19 protein-coding genes and 2 pseudogenes are annotated in these 23,693 nt (G+C 69.4%); 11 read left to right on the top strand and 10 right to left on the bottom strand.

Annotated features, from left to right (window positions below):
• Positions 1-64: 64 nt before the first annotated feature.
• A pseudogene (locus RLT58_RS31450) lies at positions 65-609 on the bottom strand (DUF305 domain-containing protein).
• 64 nt (positions 610-673) lie between these two features.
• Positions 674-1,006, bottom strand: a pseudogene (locus tag RLT58_RS31445) (DUF3105 domain-containing protein); the annotation flags it as partial.
• 171 nt (positions 1,007-1,177) lie between these two features.
• On the opposite strand from RLT58_RS31445, the gene RLT58_RS31440 reads away from it, so the two are divergent.
• Complete coding sequence (locus RLT58_RS31440; protein WP_311313737.1) at positions 1,178-1,804, top strand: DUF6461 domain-containing protein; 627 nt, start codon at positions 1,178-1,180, stop codon at positions 1,802-1,804.
• A gap of 53 nt (positions 1,805-1,857) precedes the next feature.
• Here RLT58_RS31440 and RLT58_RS31435 read toward each other — a convergent pair whose 3' ends face one another.
• Together RLT58_RS31435 and RLT58_RS31430 are read right to left on the bottom strand one after the other, a co-directional pair.
• On the bottom strand, positions 1,858-2,286 hold the full coding sequence (locus tag RLT58_RS31435) for a hypothetical protein (RefSeq protein ID WP_311313736.1): 429 nt from the start codon (positions 2,284-2,286) through the stop codon (positions 1,858-1,860).
• Positions 2,283-3,131, bottom strand: a complete 849-nt coding sequence (locus tag RLT58_RS31430) for an IS5 family transposase (RefSeq protein ID WP_311313735.1) — start codon at positions 3,129-3,131, stop codon at positions 2,283-2,285. Before RLT58_RS31430 ends, RLT58_RS31435 begins: the two co-directional genes overlap by 4 nt.
• Before the next feature lie 386 nt (positions 3,132-3,517).
• Between RLT58_RS31430 and RLT58_RS31425 the strand changes: the two genes are divergently transcribed.
• Entirely contained in the window at positions 3,518-5,620 is a 2,103-nt protein-coding gene (locus RLT58_RS31425) for an ATP-binding protein (protein ID WP_311313734.1), read from the top strand.
• A gap of 640 nt (positions 5,621-6,260) precedes the next feature.
• Complete coding sequence (locus tag RLT58_RS31420; RefSeq protein WP_311313733.1) at positions 6,261-7,148, top strand: phosphotransferase family protein; 888 nt, start codon at positions 6,261-6,263, stop codon at positions 7,146-7,148.
• A 916-nt stretch (positions 7,149-8,064) separates the two neighbouring features.
• On the opposite strand, the gene RLT58_RS31415 is transcribed toward RLT58_RS31420, so the two are convergent.
• Both RLT58_RS31415 and RLT58_RS31410 read right to left on the bottom strand, forming a co-directional pair.
• Positions 8,065-9,609 (bottom strand): recombinase family protein, encoded by a 1,545-nt coding sequence (locus RLT58_RS31415; RefSeq protein ID WP_311313732.1) that lies wholly within the window; start codon positions 9,607-9,609, stop codon positions 8,065-8,067.
• 68 nt (positions 9,610-9,677) lie between these two features.
• Positions 9,678-10,100 carry a YjbQ family protein gene (locus RLT58_RS31410; protein ID WP_311313731.1) on the bottom strand — a complete coding sequence of 141 codons (423 nt, stop codon included), beginning with the start codon at positions 10,098-10,100 and terminating at the stop codon, positions 9,678-9,680.
• A gap of 92 nt (positions 10,101-10,192) precedes the next feature.
• Between RLT58_RS31410 and RLT58_RS36165 the strand changes: the two genes are divergently transcribed.
• From RLT58_RS36165 to RLT58_RS31385, 6 genes are all read left to right on the top strand, one after another.
• On the top strand, positions 10,193-10,276 hold the full coding sequence (locus RLT58_RS36165; RefSeq protein WP_311307964.1) for a putative leader peptide: 84 nt from the start codon (positions 10,193-10,195) through the stop codon (positions 10,274-10,276).
• Between the two features lie 222 nt (positions 10,277-10,498).
• On the top strand, positions 10,499-11,422 hold the full coding sequence (locus RLT58_RS31405) for an ABC transporter permease (RefSeq protein WP_311313730.1): 924 nt from the start codon (positions 10,499-10,501) through the stop codon (positions 11,420-11,422).
• Positions 11,395-12,183 (top strand): ABC transporter ATP-binding protein, encoded by a 789-nt coding sequence (locus RLT58_RS31400; RefSeq protein WP_311313729.1) that lies wholly within the window; start codon positions 11,395-11,397, stop codon positions 12,181-12,183. The genes RLT58_RS31405 and RLT58_RS31400 overlap by 28 nt, the downstream gene beginning before the upstream one ends.
• Positions 12,184-12,233: 50 nt before the next feature.
• Positions 12,234-13,262, top strand: coding sequence for an ABC transporter substrate-binding protein (locus RLT58_RS31395; RefSeq protein WP_311313728.1), 1,029 nt, complete (start codon positions 12,234-12,236; stop codon positions 13,260-13,262).
• Positions 13,259-14,467: an LLM class flavin-dependent oxidoreductase gene (locus RLT58_RS31390; RefSeq protein WP_311313727.1), complete on the top strand. Its 1,209-nt coding sequence runs from the start codon at positions 13,259-13,261 to the stop codon at positions 14,465-14,467. Before RLT58_RS31395 ends, RLT58_RS31390 begins: the two co-directional genes overlap by 4 nt.
• A 67-nt stretch (positions 14,468-14,534) precedes the next feature.
• Complete coding sequence (locus RLT58_RS31385) at positions 14,535-15,623, top strand: NAD(P)-binding domain-containing protein (protein ID WP_311313726.1); 1,089 nt, start codon at positions 14,535-14,537, stop codon at positions 15,621-15,623.
• 35 nt (positions 15,624-15,658) lie between these two features.
• Here RLT58_RS31385 and mltG read toward each other — a convergent pair whose 3' ends face one another.
• The 3 genes from mltG to RLT58_RS31370 form a co-directional block, all read right to left on the bottom strand.
• Positions 15,659-16,507: an endolytic transglycosylase MltG gene (gene mltG, locus RLT58_RS31380; protein WP_311313725.1), complete on the bottom strand. Its 849-nt coding sequence runs from the start codon at positions 16,505-16,507 to the stop codon at positions 15,659-15,661.
• 66 nt (positions 16,508-16,573) lie between these two features.
• A complete protein-coding gene (locus RLT58_RS31375) occupies positions 16,574-17,182 on the bottom strand; it encodes a hypothetical protein (RefSeq protein WP_311313724.1) in 609 nt (202 codons plus the stop codon).
• A gap of 72 nt (positions 17,183-17,254) precedes the next feature.
• The gene (locus tag RLT58_RS31370) at positions 17,255-19,060 is read right to left on the bottom strand and encodes an ABC transporter ATP-binding protein (RefSeq protein WP_311313723.1); all 1,806 of its coding nucleotides are present in this window, start codon (positions 19,058-19,060) and stop codon (positions 17,255-17,257) included.
• A 185-nt stretch (positions 19,061-19,245) separates the two neighbouring features.
• Here RLT58_RS31370 and RLT58_RS31365 point away from each other — a divergent pair, with 185 nt between their 5' ends.
• Both RLT58_RS31365 and RLT58_RS31360 read left to right on the top strand, forming a co-directional pair.
• Entirely contained in the window at positions 19,246-19,692 is a 447-nt protein-coding gene (locus tag RLT58_RS31365; RefSeq protein ID WP_311313722.1) for a MarR family winged helix-turn-helix transcriptional regulator, read from the top strand.
• Positions 19,693-19,734: 42 nt separating this feature from the next.
• Positions 19,735-22,665, top strand: coding sequence for an FAD-binding and (Fe-S)-binding domain-containing protein (locus RLT58_RS31360; RefSeq protein ID WP_311313721.1), 2,931 nt, complete (start codon positions 19,735-19,737; stop codon positions 22,663-22,665).
• Positions 22,666-22,692: 27 nt separating this feature from the next.
• Here the strand turns inward: RLT58_RS31360 and RLT58_RS31355 are convergent, their stop codons facing one another.
• Positions 22,693-23,433 carry a L,D-transpeptidase family protein gene (locus RLT58_RS31355; protein ID WP_399131702.1) on the bottom strand — a complete coding sequence of 247 codons (741 nt, stop codon included), beginning with the start codon at positions 23,431-23,433 and terminating at the stop codon, positions 22,693-22,695.
• Between the last annotated feature and the right edge of the window lie 260 nt (positions 23,434-23,693).

Genomic DNA, 23,693 nt, shown 5'->3' with positions numbered 1-23,693 from the left:
ACCTCGCCGGTCCTGCTCCCGTCAGGCCACGTCCGCCCCGGGGAGCCCCGGGGCGGACTGGACGTCACCGGACCCCTGCCGCGCCGCGCTGGGCGAGCATGGTGGCCATCAGTCCCATCTCCGCCTGCTGGCCGTCGACCATGCTCTGGGCCAGGCGTTTGACGCCCTGGTCCTTCGCCGCCTTCTCGGCTGCGCTCGCGATGTCGACACCAGCCTTGTGGTGGGCCGACATCAGCTTCGGGCCTTGTTCAGCTGGTCGATCTGGGGGTCGGTGGCCATCCCGGGCATCAGGGAGCCGTCCTTGGCCCGGTACTGCGAACCGTGCCCCATCCAGGCCATGGGATCCTGACTGGAGCTCTTCTCCAGCCCCCACATCTCCAGCCAGCCCAGCATCATCCCTAGCTGGGCGGCCTGGGTGTTGATGATGTCGTAGGCGAGAGTGCGCACCTCCTTGTCCGTCGTGCTGTCGCGGACGACGAGGGACATCTCCACAGCCTGCTCATGGTGCACGACCATGCCCCGGGAGAACCCCGCCTCCACGGACATACCGCCCGGGGCCGCGACGCCGCCGACCGGTTCGTCGTCCTGCCCCTCCCAGAACGCGAACACAGCACCCGCAGCAAGGACAACACTCAAGAGAGGCCCGCCAGGATGCGGTGCAACCGGGTGGCCCTCATGCCGCTTTGCCTCCGCTGCATGTGGCGCCCGGCTCGGGCGTCTGCTTCCCCTGCACGTACTTGTCCAAGAACCGCTGGAGTCGCGGGTCGGAGCCGGAGTTCACGTTCAGTTGCTTGCCCCACGCCGACACACTGATGGGCGAGGACTGCTTGGCGTAGGGGCTCATCAGCGTGTAAGGGGTTTTCTTCACCTTCTCGTTCAGGGCACTGACGTCCTTGCTCGTGGCCTTGTCGTTGTACGTGACCCACACGGCTCCGTGTTCCAGCGAGTGCACGGCGCTGGTCTCGCCGATTTCCTTCTCAGAGGGCGGTTCGTGAGCTGATGTCCATTCCCGGCAGAGGTTGGGACAGGCGGCTGTCGCTGCACACCGGCAACGGCGACTCCAGCGCTTCCAGGCCGACAGCGTGATCAACTTGGTGCTACGTGATGAGATTGCCTTGTCGGTGGGGCTGCATAGGGTGCCCCCGAGGATTAATGGCTATAGGTGAGAGGCGAAGGCATGCGCGACGGGATCCGGTGGCTTGTCGATCTGGAGCACTGGATGTCCAGCGTGGTGTTCGCACGTGGGATATCCGCGCAGGAACTGGCGGTGCGCATGGGAGGTGACCGGGACGGCGCTACCGAGCCGATGACCGACGCCGAAGCGTGGGATCTCGGCCAGTGGTACCGACCTGGCGAGGAAGGCGATGGTGTCGTACGGGTCGGAGAGCATGAAGGCTGGTCCTTCGCTCTGGAGTACGGGGACTCGACCGGCGGGGACCGTCTAGCAGAGATCTCCCGGGAAGGGGTCGAAGCCCTCCACTACGTGCCGATGCAAGAGCACCCGCCGGCCACAGTCTTCTACGCTCGGAACGGCGTGAAGCTGTGTGGCTTTGGGCTGGGTGAGGAAGTGTGGCGCTGGGGTCGGGAGCCTGACCTGCTGCTTCCCGAGCTCGTTAGCGGGTACGTGCTGCAGCCCGACGGGAAAACGCTCATCGCCCCCGAAAGCGAGCACTACACGGATACCTACCGGCGCACCCTCGGCGTCGTCGAGCAGCGGTTCGGCCTCTCGCTCTCCCCGGCCTACCTGAAGGAAGCCCGCCTGCCGGCATATGCAGTTCGCGGCACCCCAGACATGCGTATCTGAGCGATCGCGGCGGTCACCAACCCATGTGTTCACTCGTCAGCTGAAGCGCTCAGTCACAACTGCTGGTCGCGGTGCTCAGTGGGCTGCTGCTTCCTGGTGAAGCTGCCGACATCGACTTCGGTGAGGACACCGAGCTTGACCAGGCGTTTCAGCTTGGCGCGGGTGCCCTCGATGTTCTTCGGCAGCAATTCGTGGTCGAGGACTCCGCAGACGTCACGAGCCCGCAGCGGGCCGGTGGCCTCGTTGAAGACACCGAGGATGCGGGGGTAGTCCGGGTGCTCGGGCAGGTCCGGCGGAACGGTCGGGAGCCGATCGGCGAGGACGGTGACGGTCTTCCGCGTGATCGCGAGGTGTTCGAGGTGAGTCTCCGCCTCCCGCAGCCGGCTGTGCAGCTCTTCGATCTGGGTGCCGAGGTCGTCGGCCAGGGCCCGGGCGGCGTCTTCTTGGAGGCCGAGCGCGTCGAGGAGGGGCTCGATGTTCACGCTGCCACCGCCAGCGGACCGCGCCAGGTGGAGGTGTTCGCGCCGGTGAGCCGTCGGGCCATGACCTGGGTCATCGCCCAGTAGACGCGGGAGGCAGACGAGGCCGGGCGGTGCTCGTAGTCGCGCACTAGGCGTCGGTGCAGTATGAGGATTCCGTAGGTCTGCTCGACCCTCCATCGCTTCGGCTGTGGAACGAACCCCGTCTCCTGCGGGTTGCGTTCGACGATCTCCACATCGATGCCGAGCGCGGTGCCGTGGGCGACCACGGCTGTCTTGAAGCCCTGGTCAACGAGGGCTTTACGGACGATGCCGCCGGTGTGCTCGGCGGCCTGGTCCAGCAGGGCAATGCCGGCTGCGTTGTCGTGGGTGTCCGCGGCCAGGACGATGACGGCGATGACCAGGCCCAGCACATCCACGGCCAGTCCCCGTTTGCGTCCCGGCACCTTCTTCGCCGCGTCCCGGCCGGTCGTGGTGGCGGGGACCCCGGCGGCCGCGTGGACACTCTGGGTGTCCAGGACCACCAGGGTCGGGTCCTCTAGCCGACGGGCTTGTTCACGAACCTGGCAGCGCAGGAGTTCGTGGATGACCTGGTCGGTGCCGTCGTCCCGCCAGGCGGCGAAGTAGTAGTACGTCGCGCTCTTGGGCGGCAGGTCGTGCGGGAGGTAGGCCCACTGGCAGCCGGTCCGGCCCTGGTAAAGGATGGCGTTGATGATCTCCCGCATCGAGTAGGCGCCCTGGTGGCCGCTGACCGAGCGGTGCCGGTCCTTCCATGCGGCGATCACCGGCTCGATCAACGACCACTGCTCGTCCGATAAGTCGCTCGGATACGGCTTGCGTTCACTCATATCACCACACCAGCAGACGGGCGGCTGAGGGTCGGCGATATTGCCCCGCACCCACACCATCAGGCGACGGCAGAGCCGTCCATAACCTCACGAACCGCCCTCTGATAGGGGCCCTCCGCCTTCCAGACCGAGCATCACAGACCAGGGCCGCGCGCCGCCTCGGCCCCGTCGAGGTGGATCGCCGACCGGCCGGTCAGGCCCCGCCGAGGTCTCCACCTCCGTGCCGCATTAGGTCCGCATCGCAGGGGCGGCGACCAGACCGCTGGGAACTGGGCAGCCCCCGTGATGTGAGCTCGGTTCGAATCGGGCGCCCCAATGCCAGGCGCCAGGTCCAGGGGCGGCGCCAGCTACGGCACTGTCTCCCACCAGGCCGAGGGAAGCATGGCATGGCGTACATCCAAGTCAAAGGAGGATCTGACGAAGAGCTGAAAGGCTCTCTACCCAGAGTGATCAAGCCCTGCGAAACTGGCGCGATGAGACGTGTGCACCTGGAAGCAGCAGAGGACCATGTCGAGCGCCTCGCGAGGGAACATGACCCAGTAGGGGCCGTTAAGGAGCTCATCTGGAACGCGCTGGACGCGGACGCCACCAGAATCACGGTGACCATCGAGCGGTCGGTCACTGGTGCGGTGGACAAGGTCATGATCGCGGACGACGGGGAGGGCATCACTCCTGAGGGGTGCACGACCGCTTTCGAGAAGATCGGCGGTTCGTGGAAGAAGCACAGACATACCACGATCGGCGGCCGCCCCTTGCACGGCCGTGCAGGCCAAGGCCGTCTGCGCGCGTTCGCTCTCGGCGCCTTCATCAGGTGGACCACCACCGCCGAAGGAATTGACGGCCTGCAGAAGACAACGGTGACAGCGCACAACGCCTCGCGCAATGACTTCCAGATCGGCGACTCCACGCCCACGGAGGGACCGACGGGAACGCTGGTCGAGGCTTGGGGCCGACAGTCGGTGGTTCTGGACCGCCTCACCGCCGATCGTGCACGGAGTCTGCTGACGACGGAGTTCGCTCCGTACCTGGCCAGGTATCCCAAGGTCGAGATCGTCTTCGACGGGAAGAAGATCGATCCCACCGCGGTCATCCAGAAGCAGTCCGAGGAACGCGTCGAATTCGAGCACGACGGCGCTATGGAGACCGCTGTTGTGCGGATCATCGAATGGGACATGCGGGTGGACCGCGAGCTTCACCTGTGCGATGCCCTCGGCGTCCCCGTCGACATCACGGAGACGAGGATCCAGGCACCCGGCTTTGATTTCACCACCTACGTCCTCTGGGGCCGGATGACGGAACACCGGGGTGACTTCCTGCTGGGCGAAGCGTCCGACAGTCCAGTGGCATCGCTTCTGACTACCACACGTGAACACCTGAGGTCGTACTTCCGGAAGCGGGCCGTGGAGCGCCGCAAGGAGGTGGTCGACCAATGGAAGGACGCTGGCCTCTACCCGTATGACGCCGAGCCGACGAGCGAGGCCGAGAAAGTCGAACGGGAGACGTTCGACATCGTGGCGTCCACCATTCACCGCCATATGCCTCGGCCGGCGAAGCATCAGAAGGCCACGCTCGCCCTGCTACGCGAATCGGTCAAGCACCAGCCGAGCAACGTGAACCGGATCCTCGACGAGGTCTTCCGCCTCACGAGTGACGACAAGTCAGAGCTCGATCGCCTGCTGAATCGTACGAGTCTTTCGAGCATCATCAGGGCGTCCACGAGCGTTGCGGACAGGTTGGATTTCCTCGCGGCCCTCTCGCACATGGTCTTCGATCCGGAGGTCAAGAAGCTCGTCAAGGAGAGGTCGCAGCTCCACAAGATCCTTGAGAACGAGACGTGGGTGTTCGGCGAGCACTACCAGTTACTCGTGAGCGATCGCTCCCTCGACCAGGTGCTCGATCGCCACCTCGGCCTTCTCGGGCGGGACAACCGGAGCCCTCAGCCCGTATACCGGGAAGACGGATCGGTGGGGATCGTCGATCTCATGCTGTCGAGGTCCAGGCGCGAGCACGACCGGCAGCAGCATCTGGTCGTGGAGTTGAAGGCACCCAAGGTCAGGGTAGGCGACAAGGAGCTCCAGCAGATTAAGAGCTATGCGCTCGCCGTGGTCGAGGACGCCCAGTTCGCGGACGTCAGGGCCGAGTGGGACTTCTGGCTCGTCACTTCAGAGATGAACAAGGTCCTGCGCGCGGAGGCCAGGCAGGCAGGCAGGCCCCGGGGGTGCATCTGGGATCTGAAGGAGAACGAATACACTGTCCGTGTCTGGGTCAAGACATGGTCGGAGCTGATCGACGAGAGCAAGGGCCGCCTGCAGTACTTCAAGGAGCATTTCGACCATGACCCGTCGGTCGAGCAGGCAATCGACTACTTGCGTCACTCCCATCTCCCGTACCTTCCCGACGCTCTGATTCCAACTCCACGCGAAGGGCAGACAGACGATACCGGAGCCGACGCCTTGAGCTCGACGGACGCAGCAGCGGATCTGGTGTGAAAGTAGGCGTGTCGCAGAGACCCTGGTCACGGACCTGAGACTCTATCGCCGCCCCGCTAAACCGGGCGGTCCGGCCCCGCACGTACTGCGGCCGTATCTCGGGGGCCTGCCGGAGCCGGCGATCCACTGCATCGTCAGCTCCGGTCCCTGTCCCAGGGGACGCGTCATCGGAGAGTCCCGACTGCTCGATCAGTGCTCCGATCGAAGCCGCTGAGGAGCTGCCTCAAGCTGCTGGCGATAGTCGGACGCGAACAGCCCAGTAAGGGCCTTGTCGAGCGTTCCTACTACGACGAAGCGCAGCACAACGGGGACACGGCTCATTCCCTCTTCGATCTCCCAATCCTCGCTGGACAGGACCCGGGCCGAGCAGCGCGCCGATTCAGCACAGCGGTGAACGGACACACGGACGCCTACGGCCGAGCTCGTGCAATCTCGCGGACGAAGCTGGCCTCCCTGCTCATGGCCAAGGGTGACCCTCGCCAGGCGGCAGCGCTCGGGCACGCCGCCTCAACGAGGTAGGCCGACTCATCTCCCGGCGCGCTGCCGACGATCTGCGGCAGCTCGGCCGCTTCGCCTCGAAGCATCGGACTGTCCGAGAGGCTTCAGCGCTGCGAGATCGGATCCCCGCTACGGTTTCCGCATGACTCCTTCGGCATCCGAACCTGCACGTCACGTCCCGAAGCAGGCTTGTTCGGCGGTCGGATTGGACTTCGACGGAGCCGAGCCTCTCCGCCTGGCCGAGAACCAGATATGGCGACTACCTCGTCAGCGGGTGATCGTACGGATCGCCCGGGAGGGAGAGAGCGCTGCGGCGGCCCGCGAGGTGCGCGTCGCACGTTGGCTCACCCGGGAGAACGTGCCGGCCGTTCGCCTGGTCGACGTGGAGCAGCCGGTAGAGGTGGACGGCAGGCCCGTGACCTTCTGGGCGGAACTGCCGCCGCAGCAGCACGGCTCGGTCGAGGATATCGCTGAACTCCTCGCGAGGCTCCACTCCCTGACCACGCCAGCGATCGAGCTGGGGTATCTCGATCCCTTCGTCAGGGTCGGCGAACGGCTGCACGCGGCCACCACGATCCGCGACGACGACAAGCAGTGGCTGAACGCCCTTCACAGCGACCTCCTAGCGGCCTGGGCGGAGCGGCCGGCCGGTCTCCCCGATCGGGCCGTGCACGGTGACGCCTGGCCCGGCAACATCGTCCGCACGGCCGGTGGGGTCCTGATGATGGACCTGGAGCGCTTTTCCGTCGGGCCCCCGGAGTGGGATCTCGTGTCCACCGCCGTGCGCGCGAAGACCACGGGCGCCGTCAGCGCACGCGAATACGAACGCTTCTGTGCGGTGTACGGGTACGACGTGACGGCGTGGGAGGGCTACCCCGTCCTTGCGCACGCCCGTGAGCTGCGCATGGTGACGTACGCGGCGCAGCACGCAGCCGACAACGCGGAGTGGAGGAGCCAGGCGCAGTACCGGATCGACTGTCTCCGCGGTCGATCCGGCCCGCGACCGTGGTCGTGGAAGGGAATCCTTTGAAGTCAGACTGTCCGCTGTCTCATCTGGTCGGACGATTGTCACGCTTGGAGCAGAGGAGGCTCTACGCCCTTCCCTCAAGTCTGCGAGGCTCGCGCTATGCGGCCAAGTCGAATAGCGCTGCGGTGTCTCCCCAAAAGAGGCGTTGCCCTACTGGTTGAGCAAGAGCCACCTCAACGCCTGACCGCGTGCGGACGTCCGCTCGACGAAGCTGAACCTGTGCCTCCACCACCCCATCCCGCCAAGCACCGCTACGAACAAGATCTCGAAGCCAAAGACTCAGCGCCCAGGATGTCGACCGCATGAAAACAGGTCCGATCTCCGGCACGGCCTGAAGGCTGAACAGGAATGCCGCCTGCGGAGCCTCTCCTCGACTGATCCGCATGATCGACTCACGGCATATACCGCCAAAGTGGCAGCCGCAGACGCATCCGTACCGCTCGCTCGATCCAGCGACTCCGCCACCTCGACAAGGACACGGCTCTCCCACTCCCTCCTCGATTCCCGCTCGGCCGATAAGCACGGCGGCTGCGTCTGTGATTCGCACCATTACCTCGTCGACCAAGAGAGTCCGTCCCAACTCGCCCGATTCGACAGCACCGAGACATCGTTCCGTCGGCAATGCCTCGGCGATCGCTCGGTCAATCTGCCGATCGCAGGACTTGATCAACCACTGCACACCGGAGGTGGCTTTCTCGACCTGCAGTTCTGCCACTGCCTTGTCACGCATCCACCGCTCCCCCGTTTGAGTCACATCACTCACCTCGTCGCTGTACATCACGCCCAGAGAATCCCGGAGAAGGTCGGCTTGCACCGGCCGACATCAGCCTGTATGGATGCATGCCACTGATCGACCCCCGACAGCCCGACGGTGACGCCCCGGGGACAGCGCGCTCAGCGCCACCCAGGGGCGCCTTCCCTAAATCAGGGCCATCGGGTCCTGTTCGGGGCCGTGTTGGAAACCGGGCACCCAGCGGACGGGAGCACTGGCCGGGAAGAGCGTCACCCGTACGCCGAAATCGATCAGGATTTCCTTTCGCGCCTGTACATCCGCAGCACGGAACCAACGGTCGGCGACCGTCTCGCCGGTCGGCCGCCGGACCATGCCAGGCGCCCGCCGTGGCTCAGCCTCCAGAGCGGCCAGCTCCCGCCCCAGCGCGGCATACCGGTCCCGGAACCACGCGGCGTCGTCCGGGGCGTCGTACAGCCCGGCTTCACGGTCGGCTCGCAGCCGTTCACGGCTGGCTCGGGTCTCCGCCACGCGTTCCGCGATGCCATTGCCCGGGTCGTACACCGTCTCGTAGATCATGCCGTCACCCAGCTCCCGGAGGAACCACTCCTCGACGTAGGCGTCAAGAAGATGAGCATTGATGAGCGGTGCGGGTCGGCAGTGCTGCGCCTGAAGCCAGCCCTTGTTCCGCGCCGTACACGTGTAGCGCGGTGGGGCGTCTTTCGACGTCTGGGTATAGAGACGCGTATGGCACTGCCCGCACAGGGCGACCGTGGTCAACAGGTATTCGCGGTTGGATCGGCGGGTCCAGGGAGCCTTTCGGGACAGGATGGCGCTCCTGAGCGCCTCGTGTGTGGCCCGGTCCCACAGCCCCTCGCAGAGCCGTACAGGGTGACCGTCCCCCCTGCCGAGGACGGGCTTGTTGCGGTGCATCAGGTACCCGAGGGTGGCCTCTGACAGAAGGATGTTCTTCAGGCTCTGGGGAGACCACGGTCGGCCCCCTGCCGGCTTGCCGTACATCACGGCCAGGTGATCGGCAGGTGAGAGTTCCCCGGCACGATTGAGACGTGCGGCCTCGCTACTGCAGGTGACGTTGTCAGGATCGGCCAGGATGCGGCGGGCGACGTTCCGCAGTACTTCCGAGGCATGCGGATGCAGTTCGACCTGGTCGATCTTCCCTCCCATCACCTTCCGGACGTACTGGAAGCCGTACGACGGCTTGCCTTTCGGGCGGCCGGCTGCGCGGGTCTTGACGGTGGCGTCACGGTTCCTGCGCTGGATCGCGCGCAGTTCCATCTGCGCGCCCCAGGCTTCCATGGTGAAACGGTTCTCGTCGGCGGGGTCGTCGAGGTTCCAGGCACCGTCGTGTCCATACGTGACGAGCATCTTCTTCTCGTCCCGCATCTTGTAGCCGGTGTTCAGGCAGTCGACGACGTTGCGGCCGAGCCGGTCCACCGCTGCCGCGACCAGGCCGTCGTACGGTCCCCTCTCGTCACGGAGCCACGGGCCCAGACTGGGACGGGTCACGGGATCCGTGGCGCCGGAGACCTCCCAGTCGTCCGCCCAGCCGATGATGTGGGCCCCGACGGAGGCGGCGGCAGTGAGCACGTTCTCTCGCTGGCGCTCAGGTGAAGACGTCGCCAGCTTCACGCGCGACAGTCGCCGCACTCCGAGCAGGCACTTGCCGCATCCGTCGTAGGGTCGTTCGATCGTGTTGAGGTCCGTACCGCGCATTTCTTCTCTCCGTTCGAGCGCGCATCGTACGGAGAATCGGCGGCCACGCCCCCGCTGAACGATCTTGGTCAGCCGAGGAAGCTCAGACGAACCTGACGGTTGTCTTTAGAAACGTTCGTGTCCACCAGGCACACCGACTGCCACATCCCCAGCTCCAGCCGCCCCGCGATCACCGGCAGGGTCGCGTGCGGGGGGACGAAGGCCGGGACCACATGGTCGCGGCCGTGACCCGGGGTGCCGTGGCGGTGTTGCCAGCGGTCGTCCGCGGGGAGCAGGGCGTGCAGGGCCGACAGGAGGTCGGCGTCGCTGCCCGCACCCGTCTCCAGGACCGCGATGCCGGCCGTCGCGTGCGGGACGAAGATGTTGAGCAGGCCGTCGCGGCCGGCGGCCGCGCGGGTGAGGAACTGCTCGCAGTCCGACGTGAGGTCGGTGACCGTCTCCGTCGTGCCCGTGGTGATGTGAAGGACGCTGGTGGTGAAAGCGGATGACATGCCTCCATCTTCCCGCTCACGGGCCGGGATCGCGCGTCCACGTGCCGAGACACCGTTGACCGCTTCCGGGCGGGATCGCTACGTTCATCGCCATGTTCCGTTCAGCTCTGCTCACTTCGCGCGGTCACATCGACCTGCTGCGGGTGGCCTCCGCCGCGTGTTGTCGCGGCTGCTGACGTTCCCTCGACGCACCTCCCGTCAGTGAGACCGGACGCGCTGTCCGCCCGTTCCTGACGTCGTAAGCGTTCCGTCGCACCCCTCCCGTCGCGTTCCGCCCCGTCCGACCGCTGCCCCGATGTGCCGCAGCGGCGACTCGGTCGCGCGTCCCGCGGCGTGGCATGACCTCCCCTGCCTTCCCCCCGCCCGGGCACCGCCCGTGCACAGCTCGTGGAGCCGCCATGACCATCGACCATGCCCTCGCACCACCCGATATATCCCGGAAATCCGCTTCGGGCGCGAAAGGGGACCCTGCGGAGAAACCCGAGGACGGTTCCGCCGCACGGCCGGCCCTCGTGCTGGAGCCCGTCACCCCGGAGCGGGCGCGCGGCGCGCGGCTGCGGAGCGTGCCCCGGTGGCTGCGGCGCACCGTCGGGCCGCTGCTGCTCCTGGTGCTGTGGCAGGTGCTCAGCGCCACCGGCGTACTCCATCCGGATGTGCTGGCCTCCCCCGGCACCATCGCCCGCGCCGGGTCCGACCTCGTCGCCGACGGGACGCTGCCCTCCGCGATGGCCATCTCGCTCCAGCGGGTCGCCGCCGGGCTGCTGCTCGGGGGTGTCGTGGGCACTGCCCTCGCCCTGCTGTCCGGTCTCTCCCGGCTCGGCGAGGACCTGATCGACGCGAGCGTGCAGATGCTGCGCACCGTGCCCTGGGTCGGGCTGATCCCCCTCTTCATCATCTGGCTGGGGATCGGCGAGGCGCCGAAGGTGGCGCTCATCGCGCTCGGGGTCGCCTTCCATCTCTACCTGAACGTGTACGCGGGCATTCGCGGCGTCGACCCCCAACTCATCGAAGCGGGCGAGTCGCTGGGGCTCGGGCGGTGGGGTCTGGTGCGTCATGTCGTCCTGCCGGGGGCGCTGCCCGGCGCCATGACGGGGCTGCGCTACTCACTGGCGACCGCCTGGCTGGCGCTGGTGTTCGGCGAGTCCGTCAACGCCGACGCCGGGATCGGCTTCCTGATGAACCAGGCCCGGGAGTTCTTCCGTACCGACGTGATCGTCGTCTGCCTGGTCGTCTACGCCTTCCTCGGGCTCACCGCCGATGTCATCGTCCGCATTCTCGAAAGGCTGCTGCTGCAATGGCGACCGACGTTCACGGGCCAGTGACCGCCCCCTCCCCCGCCCCGGCCGAGGCGGCGCAGGATGCCGTACGTGTCGAGGGGCTGACCCGGTCCTTCGACGGCCGGCCGGTGATCGACGGGCTCGATCTCACCCTGCGCGCAGGGGAGTTCACCGCGCTGCTCGGGCGCAGCGGCTGCGGGAAGTCGACGCTGCTGCGGGTGCTGGCCGGTCTCGACCGGGACATCCGGGGGACGGTGCTGGTGCCCAGGCGGCGCGCGGTCGCCTTCCAGGCGCCGCGGCTGATGCCCTGGAAGCGGGTCTGGCGCAATGTGCTGCTCGGGCTGCCCGGGAAGCCCGAACGCGCCGTGGCGGAGCAGGCGTTGGCCGAGGTGGGGCTCGCCGAGCGGTCCGGGGCCTGGCCCCGGACGCTCTCCGGCGGTGAGGCGCAGCGCGCCTCGCTGGCCCGGGCGCTGGTGCGGGAGCCCGATCTGCTGCTGCTCGACGAGCCGTTCGGCGCACTCGACGCGCTGACCAGGATCAAGGCCCAGCAGCTGGTCGCCGAGCTGTGGCAGCGGCGCGGCTGCGCGGTGCTGCTCGTCACGCACGACGTGGACGAGGCGCTGCTGCTCGCCGACCGTGCGCTGGTGATGCGGGACGGCGCCATCGCGTACGAGACACCCGTCGCGCTCGACCGGCCGCGCGGGCCGGGGACCCCCGAGTTCGCCGCGCTGCGCTCGCGGCTGCTCGCCGAACTCGGTGTGGACGCCGTACCGGAAGGCGGGAGCGAGCCCGCGAAGTCCCTCTGAGCTCTTGCCGAGTTCCGACCCGCACACACTGAAGACCGAAACGAGATGCCATGAACCGCCGTACCCTGCCCGCCCTTCTGCTGCCGCTCGCCCTTCTGCTCACCGCCTGCGGCGGTGCCTCCTCCGCCTCCACCTCGGGCAGTGTGGACGGGAAGGGCAGTGTCACGCTCGACATCGGTGACCAGAAGGGGGGTTACGAGGCCATCCTGCGGGCCTCCGGAGAGCTCGACGATCTCGACTACCGCATCAAATGGTCCACGTTCACCTCCGGCCCACCCCTGCTGGAGGCCGTCAACGCCGGTGCCGTGGACATCGGCGGAGTCGGCAACACCCCGCCGGTCTTCGCGGCGGGCGCCGGCTCCAAGATCGTGGTGGTGGGCGCCACGCACGGTTCGTCGGCCGGTGAGGCCATCGTCGTACCCAAGGACTCGCCCCTGCGCAGCCCCGCCCGGCTCAAGGGCAGGTCGATCGCCGTCGCCCAGGGCAGCTCGGCCCACTTCCAGCTGATCAGCGCGCTGAAGAAGGCGGGGCTCGGGGTCTCGGACGTGAAGCTGAAGTACCTCCAGCCGGCGGACGCGCTGGCCGCGTTCAGCCGGGGCAAGGTCGATGCGTGGGCGATCTGGGACCCGTACACCTCGCAGGTGCTGCGTGGCGGCAAGGCGCGGGTGCTGACCACGGGTGAGGGGACCGTCAACGGCCTGGGGTTCCAGGTCGCCTCGCCCGCCGCGCTCAAGGACTCCGCGAAGGCCAAGGCCATCGGGGATCTGCTGGTCCGGCTGAACCGGGCGCAGAACTGGGTGTTCAAGCACCCGGAGGCCTGGGCGAAGGTCTGGGCGAAGGAGACCGGGCTGCCCTACGAGGTGGCGCTCGACGCGGTCAGGCTGACGTACGGCACCCGGGTCCCGGTCGCCATCGACGCCGCCGCGATCGCCTCCGAGCAGGAGATCGCCGACACCTTCGCCGATCTGAAGCTCATTCCGCGCCGCTTCACCTTCAAGGACTACGTCGACACCCGTTTCAACCGCGATCTGCCCGCGTCCTCGGCAACCCCCCGCTCGTACGGAAAGGCCTCCTCATGAACGTCCATCTGCACTGGTTCCTGCCCACCGGCGGCGACGGGCGCACGCTCGTCGACCGGCACGCGTACACCGACGGCGGGATCAAGCGCGACCGGATCACGCCGGTCAGCGGGGTGCGCGCCCCCGACATCGAGTATCTGGCGCAGATCGCGAAGGCCGCCGAGCAGCTGGGATTCGAGGCCGTGCTGACGCCGACCGGGACCTGGTGCGAGGACGCCTGGCTGACGACGGTGGCGCTGGCCCAGCACACCGAGCGGCTGAAGTTCCTGGTGGCCTTCCGGCCCGGGGTGATCTCGCCGGTGCTGGCCGCGCAGATGGCCGCGACCTATCAGCGGATCACCCGGGGGCGGCTGCTGCTCAACGTGGTGACGGGCGGCGACTCGACCGAGCAGCGGCGCTTCGGTGACCACCTCGACCACGACCGGCGCTACGCCAGGACGGCGGAGTTCCTGTCGGTCGTGCGGGGGGCCTGGAGCGGGCAGCCGTACGACTTCGACGGTGAGCACTACCAGGTGGAGGGCGGGCTGACGGCGCTGCCGCCGGACCCGCTGCCGGAGATCTTCTTCGGCGGGTCGTCGGCCGCCGCCGGGCCGGTCGCGGCCGCGCACGCCGATGTCTATCTGACCTGGGGCGAGCCGCCGGCTGATGTGAAGAAGAAGATCGACTGGATCAAGGGGCTGGCCGAGGAGCAGGGCCGTACGGTCCGGTTCGGCATCCGGCTGCACACTATCTCGCGCGACTCGTCCAAGGAGGCGTGGGCAACGGCCGACCGGCTGCTCGGCGATCTCGACGCCGACACGATCGCCGCAGCCCAGCAGGCGCTGGGGCGGAGCGAGTCGGTGGGCCAGCAGCGGATGCTGGCACTGCACGGCGGTTCGCGCGACAAGCTGGAGATCGCGCCGAACCTGTGGGCGGGCGTGGGTCTGGTCCGGGGCGGCGCGGGAACGGCGCTGGTCGGCAGCCACGCGGAGGTCGCGGACCGGATCGAGGAGTACCACGCGCTGGGGGTGGAGCACTTCGTCCTGTCGGGTTACCCGCATCTGGAGGAGGCGTACTGGTTCGGCGAGGGCGTCACGCCCGAGCTGGCGTCCCGCGGTCTGCTCTCGACCGTGCCGGCCTCCCCGCTGCTGGGGGTGCCGGCGGCGAACGGCCGTCCGGCGTCCGCGCCGGGCGGGGCTCCCCTGCTGGTCGCCGGCGGGCGCTGAGCCCTTCGGCGGGACCGGGAAGATCCACGCACCCCGCGTAGTTGGTAGAAGCGTGAACAACATCGGGGTGCAGTCAGTGGATGTCGTGGTGATCGGCGCCGGGCAGGCGGGTCTGTCCGGCGCCTATCACCTGCGCCGCAGCGGTCTGGAGCCGGACCGCGACTTCGTGGTGCTCGATCATGCCCCTCGGCCCGGCGGTGCCTGGCAGTTCCGCTGGCCCTCGCTGACGTACGGCAAGGTGCACGGCATGCACGCCCTGCCCGGCATGGAGCTGACCGGCGCCGACGGCACCCGGCCCTCCTCCGAGGTGATCGGCGCCTACTTCGATACGTACGAACGCACCTTCGGCCTGCGTGTCCACCGGCCGGTCGAGGTGAGCGCCGTGCGCGAGGGCGAGGGAGGGCGGCTGCTCGTGGAGACGTCCGAGGGGACGTACGCGACGCGCGCGCTGATCAATGCCACCGGGACCTGGGACCGGCCGTTCTGGCCGCGCTATCCGGGCCAGGAGACCTTCCGGGGGCGGCAGCTGCACACCGCGAACTATCCGGGGCCCGCCGAGTTCGCCGGGCTGCGCGTGGTCGTGGTCGGCGGCGGGGCCTCCGGCACCCAGCATCTGATGGAGATCGCCGAGGTGGCCGCCGACACCCACTGGGTGACCCGCAGGCCGCCCGTCTTCCGCGAGGGCCCCTTCGGCGAGGACCAGGGGCGGGCCGCCGTCGCCCTGGTGGAGGAGCGGGTGCGCCGCGGGCTGCCCCCGCAGAGCGTGGTCAGCGTGACCGGACTGCCGGTGACCGACGCCGTCCGGCGCGCCCGTGAGTCCGGGGTGCTCGACCGGCTGCCCATGTTCGACCGGATCACGCCGACGGGCGTGGCCTGGGACGACGGCCGCGGCGTCGAGGCCGATGTCATCCTCTGGGCGACCGGCTTCCGGCCAGCCGTCGACCATCTCGCGCCGCTGCGGCTCCGCGAGCGCGGGGGCGGCATCAAGGTCGAGGGCACGCGGGCGGTACGCGACGAGCGCGTCCATCTCGTCGGCTACGGGCCGTCCGCCAGCACGATCGGCGCCAACCGCGCCGGCCGGGCCGCCGTCCGGGCGATCGGAAAGCTGCTGGAGCGGGACCCGGCGCGGGAGGCCGCGGCGCCCGTGTCCGTCTGAGACGGCTCAGGGGAACCGGGACGACCCGGGGGAACTCAGCCGCTGCCCGCTTCCCGGCGGTTGCGGTTGAATTCGGCCACGTTGCGCTGCTGCTCCGCGTAGTCGTCGGTGAAGCGGGTGTCCCCCGGCGCGACCGTCACGAAGTACAGCCAGGGGCCGGGAGTGGGACTGATCGCCGCCACCATCGCCTGCTCACCCGGGTTGCCGATGGGCGTGGGCGGCAGGCCCTTGCGCTCATAGCTGTTGTAGGGGCTGTCGATCTTCGTGTCGCCCTCGGTGGTGTCCAGGGTGCTGCGGTTCATCGCGTAGTTGAGGGTCGAGTCCATCTGGAGCGGCATTCCGCGCTCCAGCCGGTTGTGGACGACCCGGGCCACCTTGCCCATGTCGGACTCCGTGTCCGCCTCGGCCTGGACGATGCTCGCGACGGTCACGGTCTGGTAGACGGTGACCCTGTTGCGCTGCGCCCCGGCCGTGATGTGGTCCGCTCCGAAGCGTTTGACCGCCGTGTCGACCATGTAGCGCAGCAGGCTCTTCGGGGTCGTGGCCGAGGTGACGGGGTACGTCGCCGGGAAGAGGTAGCCCTCGGGGTTGCCCTTCGCCTCGGACGGCAGCGGCAGGTCCGCCGCGGCGACGGCCTTCTCCGTGGTGCCGGCGGGCTCGCCGAGAGCCTTGTCGGCGGCCGCGTACACCTGGGAGGCGCGCCATCCCTCGGGGATCACCAGGGTGCGCGCCTGCTCGGTCTTCGACTCCCTCGTCAGCAGGGGGACGAGCACGGCCGCGGCCGCCACGAGCACGAGGAACGCCGTGACGAGCAGGACCAGGCGGCCCCGTCGGGTCGGGCGGAGCCTGCGGCGGGAGCGGGTTCCTGGGGACTCGTTCACCATGCGGGCACGCTATCCCGCGCCGGTCCCGCAGCCCGGCACCCCGTCCCCGACGGCATGCCCGCCGCGTCAGCCCCGGGGGCCCGGTCCGGCGAAGGGCGGCAGCGCGGCGAACTCCGGGGCCACCGTGACCGCCTGGGCCAGGGTGTCGAGCGTGCGGCGCACCCGGGTGAGCGGGTGGTCGGGGAACTCCGCGTCCCAGCGCGCGTGGTCGCCGTCGTGGAAGGGCAGCCCGCCCTGCACGTCCGGGGCGTAGGGGTGGGGCCGGAAGTAGTCCTGGGGGCCGACCTCGGCCATCACGACGGCCTCCCGCATCCCGGTCATGCCCCGCTCAACCGCCTGGACCTTCACGACCGTGCTGCATCCGGCGCGCGGCACGGTGTAGCTGCCGATGAACGCCTGGCCGCTCGGCCGGTCCGGCAGCGGCAGTTTGAGTATCTGGCGCAGGGCCGGCAGCTCACCGAGCTTCTTCACGGAAGCCTCGATCAGTCCGCCGCCGGCCCGGGCGGTGTGGTGGGTGAGCGCGTGGCGCAGGGCCGGGCCGTCGTCGAGCCCTGCGGGCAGGTCGGGCTCCAGGGCGAAGAAGTGCAGCGATACCACGGTGTCCTGGTCGTCGGCCCATGCGCCGTCGGCAACGGGCCGGTATCCGGGGAGTTCGACCCCGAGGAGAGCTCTCATGGGCGGGGATCATGCCCCACCGCCGGCGCATCCGGCACTCCGGGGTACCCCGTGCCGGACCCTGACGGGAGGTCAGCCCGCCACAGGGGCGAGCTGGGTGTCCCGGCGGACCAGGGCCGCGTAGCGCCCGTCCTGCTGGAGCAGTTCCTCGTGGCTGCCGCGCTCGGCGGTTCGTCCGCCGTCGAGGACGACGATCTGGTCGGCGTCGCGCACGGTGGAGAGCCGGTGGGCGATGGTGATCGTGGTGCGTCCGGCGGACAGGGCGTCGATCGCTTCCTGCACGGCGAATTCGGTACGGGTGTCCAGGGCGCTCGTCGCCTCGTCGAGGATCAGCACCGGCGGGTCGCGCAGAATCGTCCGGGCGATGGCCAGACGCTGCTTCTCGCCTCCGGAGAAGCGGTAGCCCCGCTCGCCGACGAGGGTGTCGTAGCCGTCGGGCAGGGAGGAGATGTGGTCGTGGATCTGGGCCGCGCGGGCCGCCGCCTCGATCTCCTCGTCCGTCGCCTCCGGCTTGGCGAAGCGGAGGTTCTCCGCGACCGAGGCATGGAAGAGATAGGTCTCCTGGGAGACCACGCCGACCGCACGGGCCAGGGTGTCGAAGTCCAGCTCGCGCACATCGACCCCGTCGAGGGTGACCCGGCCGCCGGTGACGTCGTACAGCCGGGGGACCAGATAGCTGAGGGTGGACTTGCCGGAGCCCGTGGGGCCGACGACGGCCAGGCTGGTGCCGGCGGGCACGGTCACATCGACGCCGCTGAGGGTCGGGCCGCTCTTCTCGTCGTAGCTGAAGTCCACGTTCTCGAAGCGGACCTCGCCGCGGATCCTGTCCAGCCGGACGGGGTTCGCCGGCTCGGTGATGTCCACCGTGAGGTCGAGGTATTCGAAGATGCGCTGGAAGAGGGCGAGGGACGTCTGCATCTGCACCCCGGTGGAGAGCAGGCTCACGGCGGGCCGGAACAGGCCCTGCTGGAGCGAGACGAACGCGACGAGCGTACCGATCGAGACATCGGGGCCGCCGGACTGCAGGGCGATGCCCGCGGCCCAGTAGATGACGGCGGGCATGGCGGCCATGACGATGCCGATCGTCGACATCCGCCAGCGGCCGGCCATGCTGGAGCGCACCTCCAGGTCGACCAGTCGCTCGGACTCCTCGGTGAAGCCCTTGGTGAGCGAGTCCGAACGGCCCATGGTGCGGCCGAGCAGGATGCCGCTGACGGAGAGCGACTCGGTGACCGTGGCGGCCATGGCGGCCATCTGCTTCTGGCGCTGGGTGGTGATCTTCTTGCGCTCGCGGCCGACGCGGCGGCTGATCCAGACGAAGACCGGCAGCAGGAGCAGCGAGACGACGGTGAGCCGCCAGTCGAGTGCCAGCATGGCGACGACGGTGGCGATGACCGCGGTCAGGTTGGAGACCAGCGAGGTCGCCGTCGAGGTGACGGTGGCCTGCATGCCCCCGATGTCATTGGCGATCCGGGACTGGACCTCGCCCGTGCGGGTGCGGGTGAAGAAGGCCAGCGGCATCCGCTGGAGCTGGGTGTAGACGGCGGTGCGCAGGTCGTGCATGACCCGCTGGCCGACGGTGGTGGAGATGAGGGTCTGGAGCACGCCGAAGACGCTGTTCATCACCGCGGTGAGGATCATGCCGAGGGCGAGCAGCGAGAGGAGTCCGGTCCGCCCCTGCGGGATGGCGGTGTCCAGGATCTCGCGCAGCAGGAACGGGGAGGCGACCGACACCAGCGACGAGGCGCCGACGAGCAGTCCGACCACCGCGAGGCGGCCGCGGTACGGGCGGAAGAGGCGGAGGATGCGGCGCAGCTCGGCGGGCGGCTGGGCGGCGTCCTTGGGCGGGGGTGTCCACGTGGGTTCGTCGGGTTTCATGGGCTCCTTCGTCGGACGTGCGACTACGGGGGACGGGCGGCTGCGGGCGCCCGAAGCGGCGTACGCGTCCGCGGTCTGCGGCCGTCCGGGCGGGGGAATCGCCGCCCATGACAGCCGAACCGGATGAGAGCATAGCTCATTGTTACCTATACTCACAATGCACAAGGTCCTGATATTGTTCCTCCATGGATTCCCCCGACCCCGACGGCGTGCTCGCCGAACAGCTGCTGCGGCTGACACGCAGGCTTCAGCGCATTCAGAGCCGTCAGCTGGAGCCGATCGGTATCACCCCCGCCCAGTTCCGCCTGCTGCGCACCGTCGCGCACTACGAGGGACCGCCCCGGATGGCGGATCTCGCCCAGCGCCTCGACGTCGTCCCCCGGGCCGTGACCACGCTGGTGGACGGCCTGGAGGCCGGCGGCCGGGTCCGCCGCGTCCCCGATCCGGACAGCCGCCGGGTGGTCCGGATCGAGATCACGGACGAGGGCATCGCCACACTGCGGTCACTGCGCGACGCGCGCCGGGCGGCGGCAGAGGAGATCCTGGCTCCATTGACCGCCGACCAGCGCGAGGTGCTCGGCGGGCTGCTGACCGCTCTGGTGGACGGGATGCCGGAGCGCCGCCGCTGCTGACCGGGCGCGGGGCACCGCCCCGAGCCGCCGAGGGGACCTGACATGCCGCTGCTGGAACCGGACCCGGAAGCCCTGAGCCCCCGCACGCCGCGGGCGCCCTCCCACGACCGGGTCGCCGACGACCGGGGACCGGGCACCCCGGAGCCGCTGCGCGGCGAGCTGACGGCCCTGCTGGGCGAGCGGAAGGTGCTCTGGAAGATCTCCGACCTGGTGCGCTACGCCTCCGACGCCAGTCCGTACCGCTTCGTCCCCCAGGTGGTCGTCGTCCCCGAGGACATCGACGACGTCTCCGCGATCCTGTCCTACGCCCACGGCAAGGGCCGCCACGTCGTCTTCCGTGCGGCCGGCACCAGCCTGAACGGCCAGGCGCAGGGCGAGGACATCCTCGTCGACGTCCGGCACCACTGGGCGGGCATCGAAGTGCTCGACGAGGGGGCGCGGGCCCGGATCCGCCCGGGGACGACAGTCGTACGGGCCAACGCCGCCCTCGCCCGGTACGGCCGCCTGCTGGGCCCCGACCCGGCCAGTGCGATCGCCTGCACCATCGGCGGGGTCGTCGCGAACAACGCCTCCGGGATGACCGCAGGCACCCGGCGCAATTCGTACCGGACCGTCTCCTCGCTCACCTTCGTGCTGCCCAGCGGCACCGTGGTGGACACGGGCGACCCGGCGGCGGACGAGGATCTGGCGCACGCCGAGCCGGGGCTCTGCGCGGGGCTGCTGGCCCTCAAGGCGGAGATCGAGGCCGATGCCGCCCTCACCGCCCGGATCCGCGCCAAGTACGAGATCAAGAACACCAACGGCTACCGCCTCGACGCCTTCCTGGACGGCTCGACGCCCGTGGAGATCCTGCGCGGGCTGATGGTCGGGTCCGAGGGGACCTTCGGGTTCATCTCCGAGGTCGTCTTCGACACGCTCCCGCTGGACCGCCGGATCTCCACCGCCCTGCTCTTCTTCCCCTCGCTGACGGCGGCGGCCGCCGCCGTCCCGCTGTTCAACGACGCGGGCGCCATCGCCGTGGAGCTGATGGACGGCAACACCCTGCGCGCCTCCGTCAGCGTCCAGGGCGTGCCCGCCGACTGGGCCGGGCTGCCGAGGCAGACCGCGGCCCTGCTGGTGGAGTTCCGTGCCCCGGACGAGGCGGGCCAGGAGACGTACGAGCGGGCGGCGGCCGAGGTGGTGCGGCAGCTGGAGCTGGTACGGCCCGTGACCTCCGTGACCAATGAGTTCACCCGGGACGCCCGGACCATCTCGGGCTACTGGAAGGCCCGCAAGGCCTTCGTCACCGCGGTCGGCGGCTCCCGGCCCTCGGGGACGACGCTGATCACCGAGGACTTCGCGGTCCCGCCCTCCCGGCTGGCCGACGCCTGCGAGGCGCTGCTGGAGCTCCAGGCGGAGCACGGCTTCGACGCCGCCGTCGCGGGCCACGCCGCCCACGGCAACCTCCACTTCCTGCTGGCCTTCGACGCGGCGCTGCCGGCCGACGTCGACCGGTACGCCGCCTTCATGGCCGACTTCTGCCGGCTGACCGTGGAGCGGTTCGACGGATCGCTCAAGGCCGAGCACGCCACGGGGCGCAACATCGCCCCCTTCCTGGAGCTCGAATGGGGCCCGCGCGCCACGGAACTGATGTGGCGTACGAAGCAGCTCATCGACCCCGACGGGGTGCTGGCGCCGAGGATCGTCCTGGACCGCGACCCCAGGGCCCATCTGCGCGGGCTGAAGACCATCCCCCGCGTCGAGGCGGTCGCCGACCCCTGCATCGAGTGCGGTTTCTGCGAACCGACCTGCCCCAGCCACGACCTGACCACCTCCCCGCGCCAACGCATCGTGCTGCGACGGGAGATGATGCGGCAGCCCGACGGCTCGCCGGTGGAGACGGGGTTGCTGGACGCCTACGGCTACGACGCCGTGGACACCTGCGCCGGTGACTCCACCTGCAAGCTCGCCTGCCCCGTGGGGATCGACACGGGCGCGATGATGAAGGACTTCCGCCATCAGCGGCACTCCCCGCGCGAGGAGCGGATCGCGGCGCTCACCGCGAAGAGGTTCCGCGCCGTGGAGGCGGCGGCGCGGCTCGCGGTCGCCGCTGCGGCGAGGATCGACGACCGCCTGCTGCAAGGCGTCACCGGCCTCGCCCGCAGGGCCGTACGCCCCGATCTGGTGCCCGAGTGGCTGCCCGAGGTCCCCGGTGCGGCCTCCCGCAGGGCCCCGCGCACCTCCCGGGCGGGTGCGAGCGCGGTCTACTACCCGGCCTGTGTGAACCGCATCTTCGGCAGCCCGGACGGCTATCGGGGACCGTCGCTGCAACAGGCGGTGGTCGCCGTGTCCGCCCGGGCCGGAAAGCCCGTCTGGATCCCGGACGACGTCGCGGGGACCTGCTGCGCGACGATCTGGCACTCCAAGGGCTACGCCGCCGGGAACGCCGTGATGGCCAACCGCATCGTGGAGGCCGCCTGGGGCTGGACGGCCGGCGGAAAACTCCCGCTCGTGGTCGACGCCTCCTCGTGCACGCTGGGCATCGCCCATGAAGTGGTGCCGTATCTGACCGAGGACAACCGGGAGTTGCACCGCGAGCTGACCGTGGTCGACTCCCTGGTCTGGGCGGCGGACGAGCTCCTGCCGGAGCTGACGGTGCTGCGCCGGACCGGTTCGGCGGTGCTCCACCCGACCTGCTCCATGGAACATCTGGACGACGTGGATCGGCTGCGCGCCGTCGCGGAGGCCTGCGCGGACGAGGTCGTCCTGCCGGACGACGCGGCGTGCTGCGGCTTCGCGGGCGACCGGGGCCTGCTGCACAAGGAGCTGACGGCGTCGGCCACCGCGAAGGAGGCCGCCGAGGTCAACGCCCGGGAGTACGACGCCCATCTCTCGGCCAACCGGATGTGCGAGATCGGCATGGACCGCGCGACGGGCCGTACGTACTACTCCGCGTTGATGGAGCTGGAGCGGGCGACCCGCCCGGGGCCCTGACCACGGCGGCCGGGCGGGGCGGCCCCGTCAGGCCTTGAGGCTCGCGCGGTCGCCCATCACCACGACCGGGTGCTGCTCGGGGTCCAGGGTGCGCAGCAGCTTCTCCATGGCCGCCTTCGGCAGGCTCACACAGGCCGAGGTGCCGCTGCCGTGGTCCATGTGCAGCCAGATGCTGCCGCCCTTGGACTGTCCCTGCGGGCGCGTCGGGTCATTGGGCGGGGTGCCCTTGACACGGTTGTAGTCGATGGCGATGACGTAGTCGAAGTCGTGCCAGTGGGACTTGGCCCAGTAGTGCGGGGCCTGCATGGACGCCGACTGGGTGTACGGGAGCTGCGCACCGGGGTCGGGCAGCACGCCGCCCGCGTCGCTGAGGGTGAAGACGCCGACGGGGCTGCGCTTGTCGTCCTCGTGGTGGTCGGCGGCCCAGCCCTTCTTGCCGTTGTGCGCCTTCCAGCCGGCGGCCTTGTCCCAGGTGGAGCCGGACTTGGTGTACAGCACGACGGTGGAGTCGGCGGAGTTCTTGCCGTCGCCGTAGACAGCCACGACCTGGCGGGATCCTGCGGGGATCCGCGACTGGAGCCGGTCGCCCACGTCCGGGATGCGCTTCAGGCCGGTGGTCTGTTCCACCGCCTTGTCCTTGTGGGCGCCGGCCGACCGCGCGTCGCCCTTCCGCGCGTCCTGTCCGTCGCCGCAGGACGTCAGGGTCGTGAGCAGGACACCACAGGCGGCCGCCGAGACCACCACTCGTACCGCACCGGCTATATGCATCCCCCCATGCTCGCACCCGGTGGCGCCCCGGTCCGACCACCCGCGCGGCGCCCGCCGAATGCGTGCCGAATCTTTACTCCTCACCGGCTCGCGACCGGCCGGGCCCGCGCCCCCTGGACGACCCGTAAAAGGGTTTGCCGCACCCTCGGCAATACGCGAGGCTTGCGCGGTTTGGTTCCCCCGGCGCTCCCCCGCACAGGGGCGCCGCATCCTCGCCTGCCTGGAGACCCTCGCGGGTCTCAGTACCTTCCGATCCTTGG

This window comes from Streptomyces sp. ITFR-16, assembly GCF_031844705.1.
Taxonomy (GTDB): domain Bacteria; phylum Actinomycetota; class Actinomycetes; order Streptomycetales; family Streptomycetaceae; genus Streptomyces.
The sequence above is the reverse complement of the archived record's forward strand: the minus strand, read 5'-3'. Positions and strand labels throughout refer to the sequence as shown.

What these genes read in the sequence shown, in the direction of transcription:
- RLT58_RS31440 (WP_311313737.1), top strand. Translation starts at nt 1,178, where the DNA reads ATGCGCGACGGGATCCGGTGGCTTGTCGATCTGGAGCACTGGATGTCC.
- RLT58_RS31430 (WP_311313735.1), bottom strand. Translation starts at nt 3,131, where the DNA reads ATGAGTGAACGCAAGCCGTATCCGAGCGACTTATCGGACGAGCAGTGG.
- RLT58_RS31425 (WP_311313734.1), top strand. Translation starts at nt 3,518, where the DNA reads ATGGCGTACATCCAAGTCAAAGGAGGATCTGACGAAGAGCTGAAAGGC.
- RLT58_RS31420 (WP_311313733.1), top strand. Translation starts at nt 6,261, where the DNA reads ATGACTCCTTCGGCATCCGAACCTGCACGTCACGTCCCGAAGCAGGCT.
- RLT58_RS31415 (WP_311313732.1), bottom strand. Translation starts at nt 9,609, where the DNA reads ATGCGCGGTACGGACCTCAACACGATCGAACGACCCTACGACGGATGC.
- RLT58_RS31410 (WP_311313731.1), bottom strand. Translation starts at nt 10,100, where the DNA reads ATGTCATCCGCTTTCACCACCAGCGTCCTTCACATCACCACGGGCACG.
- RLT58_RS36165 (WP_311307964.1), top strand. Translation starts at nt 10,193, where the DNA reads ATGTTCCGTTCAGCTCTGCTCACTTCGCGCGGTCACATCGACCTGCTG.
- RLT58_RS31405 (WP_311313730.1), top strand. Translation starts at nt 10,499, where the DNA reads ATGACCATCGACCATGCCCTCGCACCACCCGATATATCCCGGAAATCC.
- RLT58_RS31400 (WP_311313729.1), top strand. Translation starts at nt 11,395, where the DNA reads ATGGCGACCGACGTTCACGGGCCAGTGACCGCCCCCTCCCCCGCCCCG.
- RLT58_RS31395 (WP_311313728.1), top strand. Translation starts at nt 12,234, where the DNA reads ATGAACCGCCGTACCCTGCCCGCCCTTCTGCTGCCGCTCGCCCTTCTG.
- RLT58_RS31390 (WP_311313727.1), top strand. Translation starts at nt 13,259, where the DNA reads ATGAACGTCCATCTGCACTGGTTCCTGCCCACCGGCGGCGACGGGCGC.
- mltG (WP_311313725.1), bottom strand. Translation starts at nt 16,507, where the DNA reads ATGGTGAACGAGTCCCCAGGAACCCGCTCCCGCCGCAGGCTCCGCCCG.
- RLT58_RS31375 (WP_311313724.1), bottom strand. Translation starts at nt 17,182, where the DNA reads ATGAGAGCTCTCCTCGGGGTCGAACTCCCCGGATACCGGCCCGTTGCC.
- RLT58_RS31370 (WP_311313723.1), bottom strand. Translation starts at nt 19,060, where the DNA reads ATGAAACCCGACGAACCCACGTGGACACCCCCGCCCAAGGACGCCGCC.
- RLT58_RS31365 (WP_311313722.1), top strand. Translation starts at nt 19,246, where the DNA reads ATGGATTCCCCCGACCCCGACGGCGTGCTCGCCGAACAGCTGCTGCGG.
- RLT58_RS31360 (WP_311313721.1), top strand. Translation starts at nt 19,735, where the DNA reads ATGCCGCTGCTGGAACCGGACCCGGAAGCCCTGAGCCCCCGCACGCCG.
- RLT58_RS31355 (WP_399131702.1), bottom strand. Translation starts at nt 23,433, where the DNA reads ATGCATATAGCCGGTGCGGTACGAGTGGTGGTCTCGGCGGCCGCCTGT.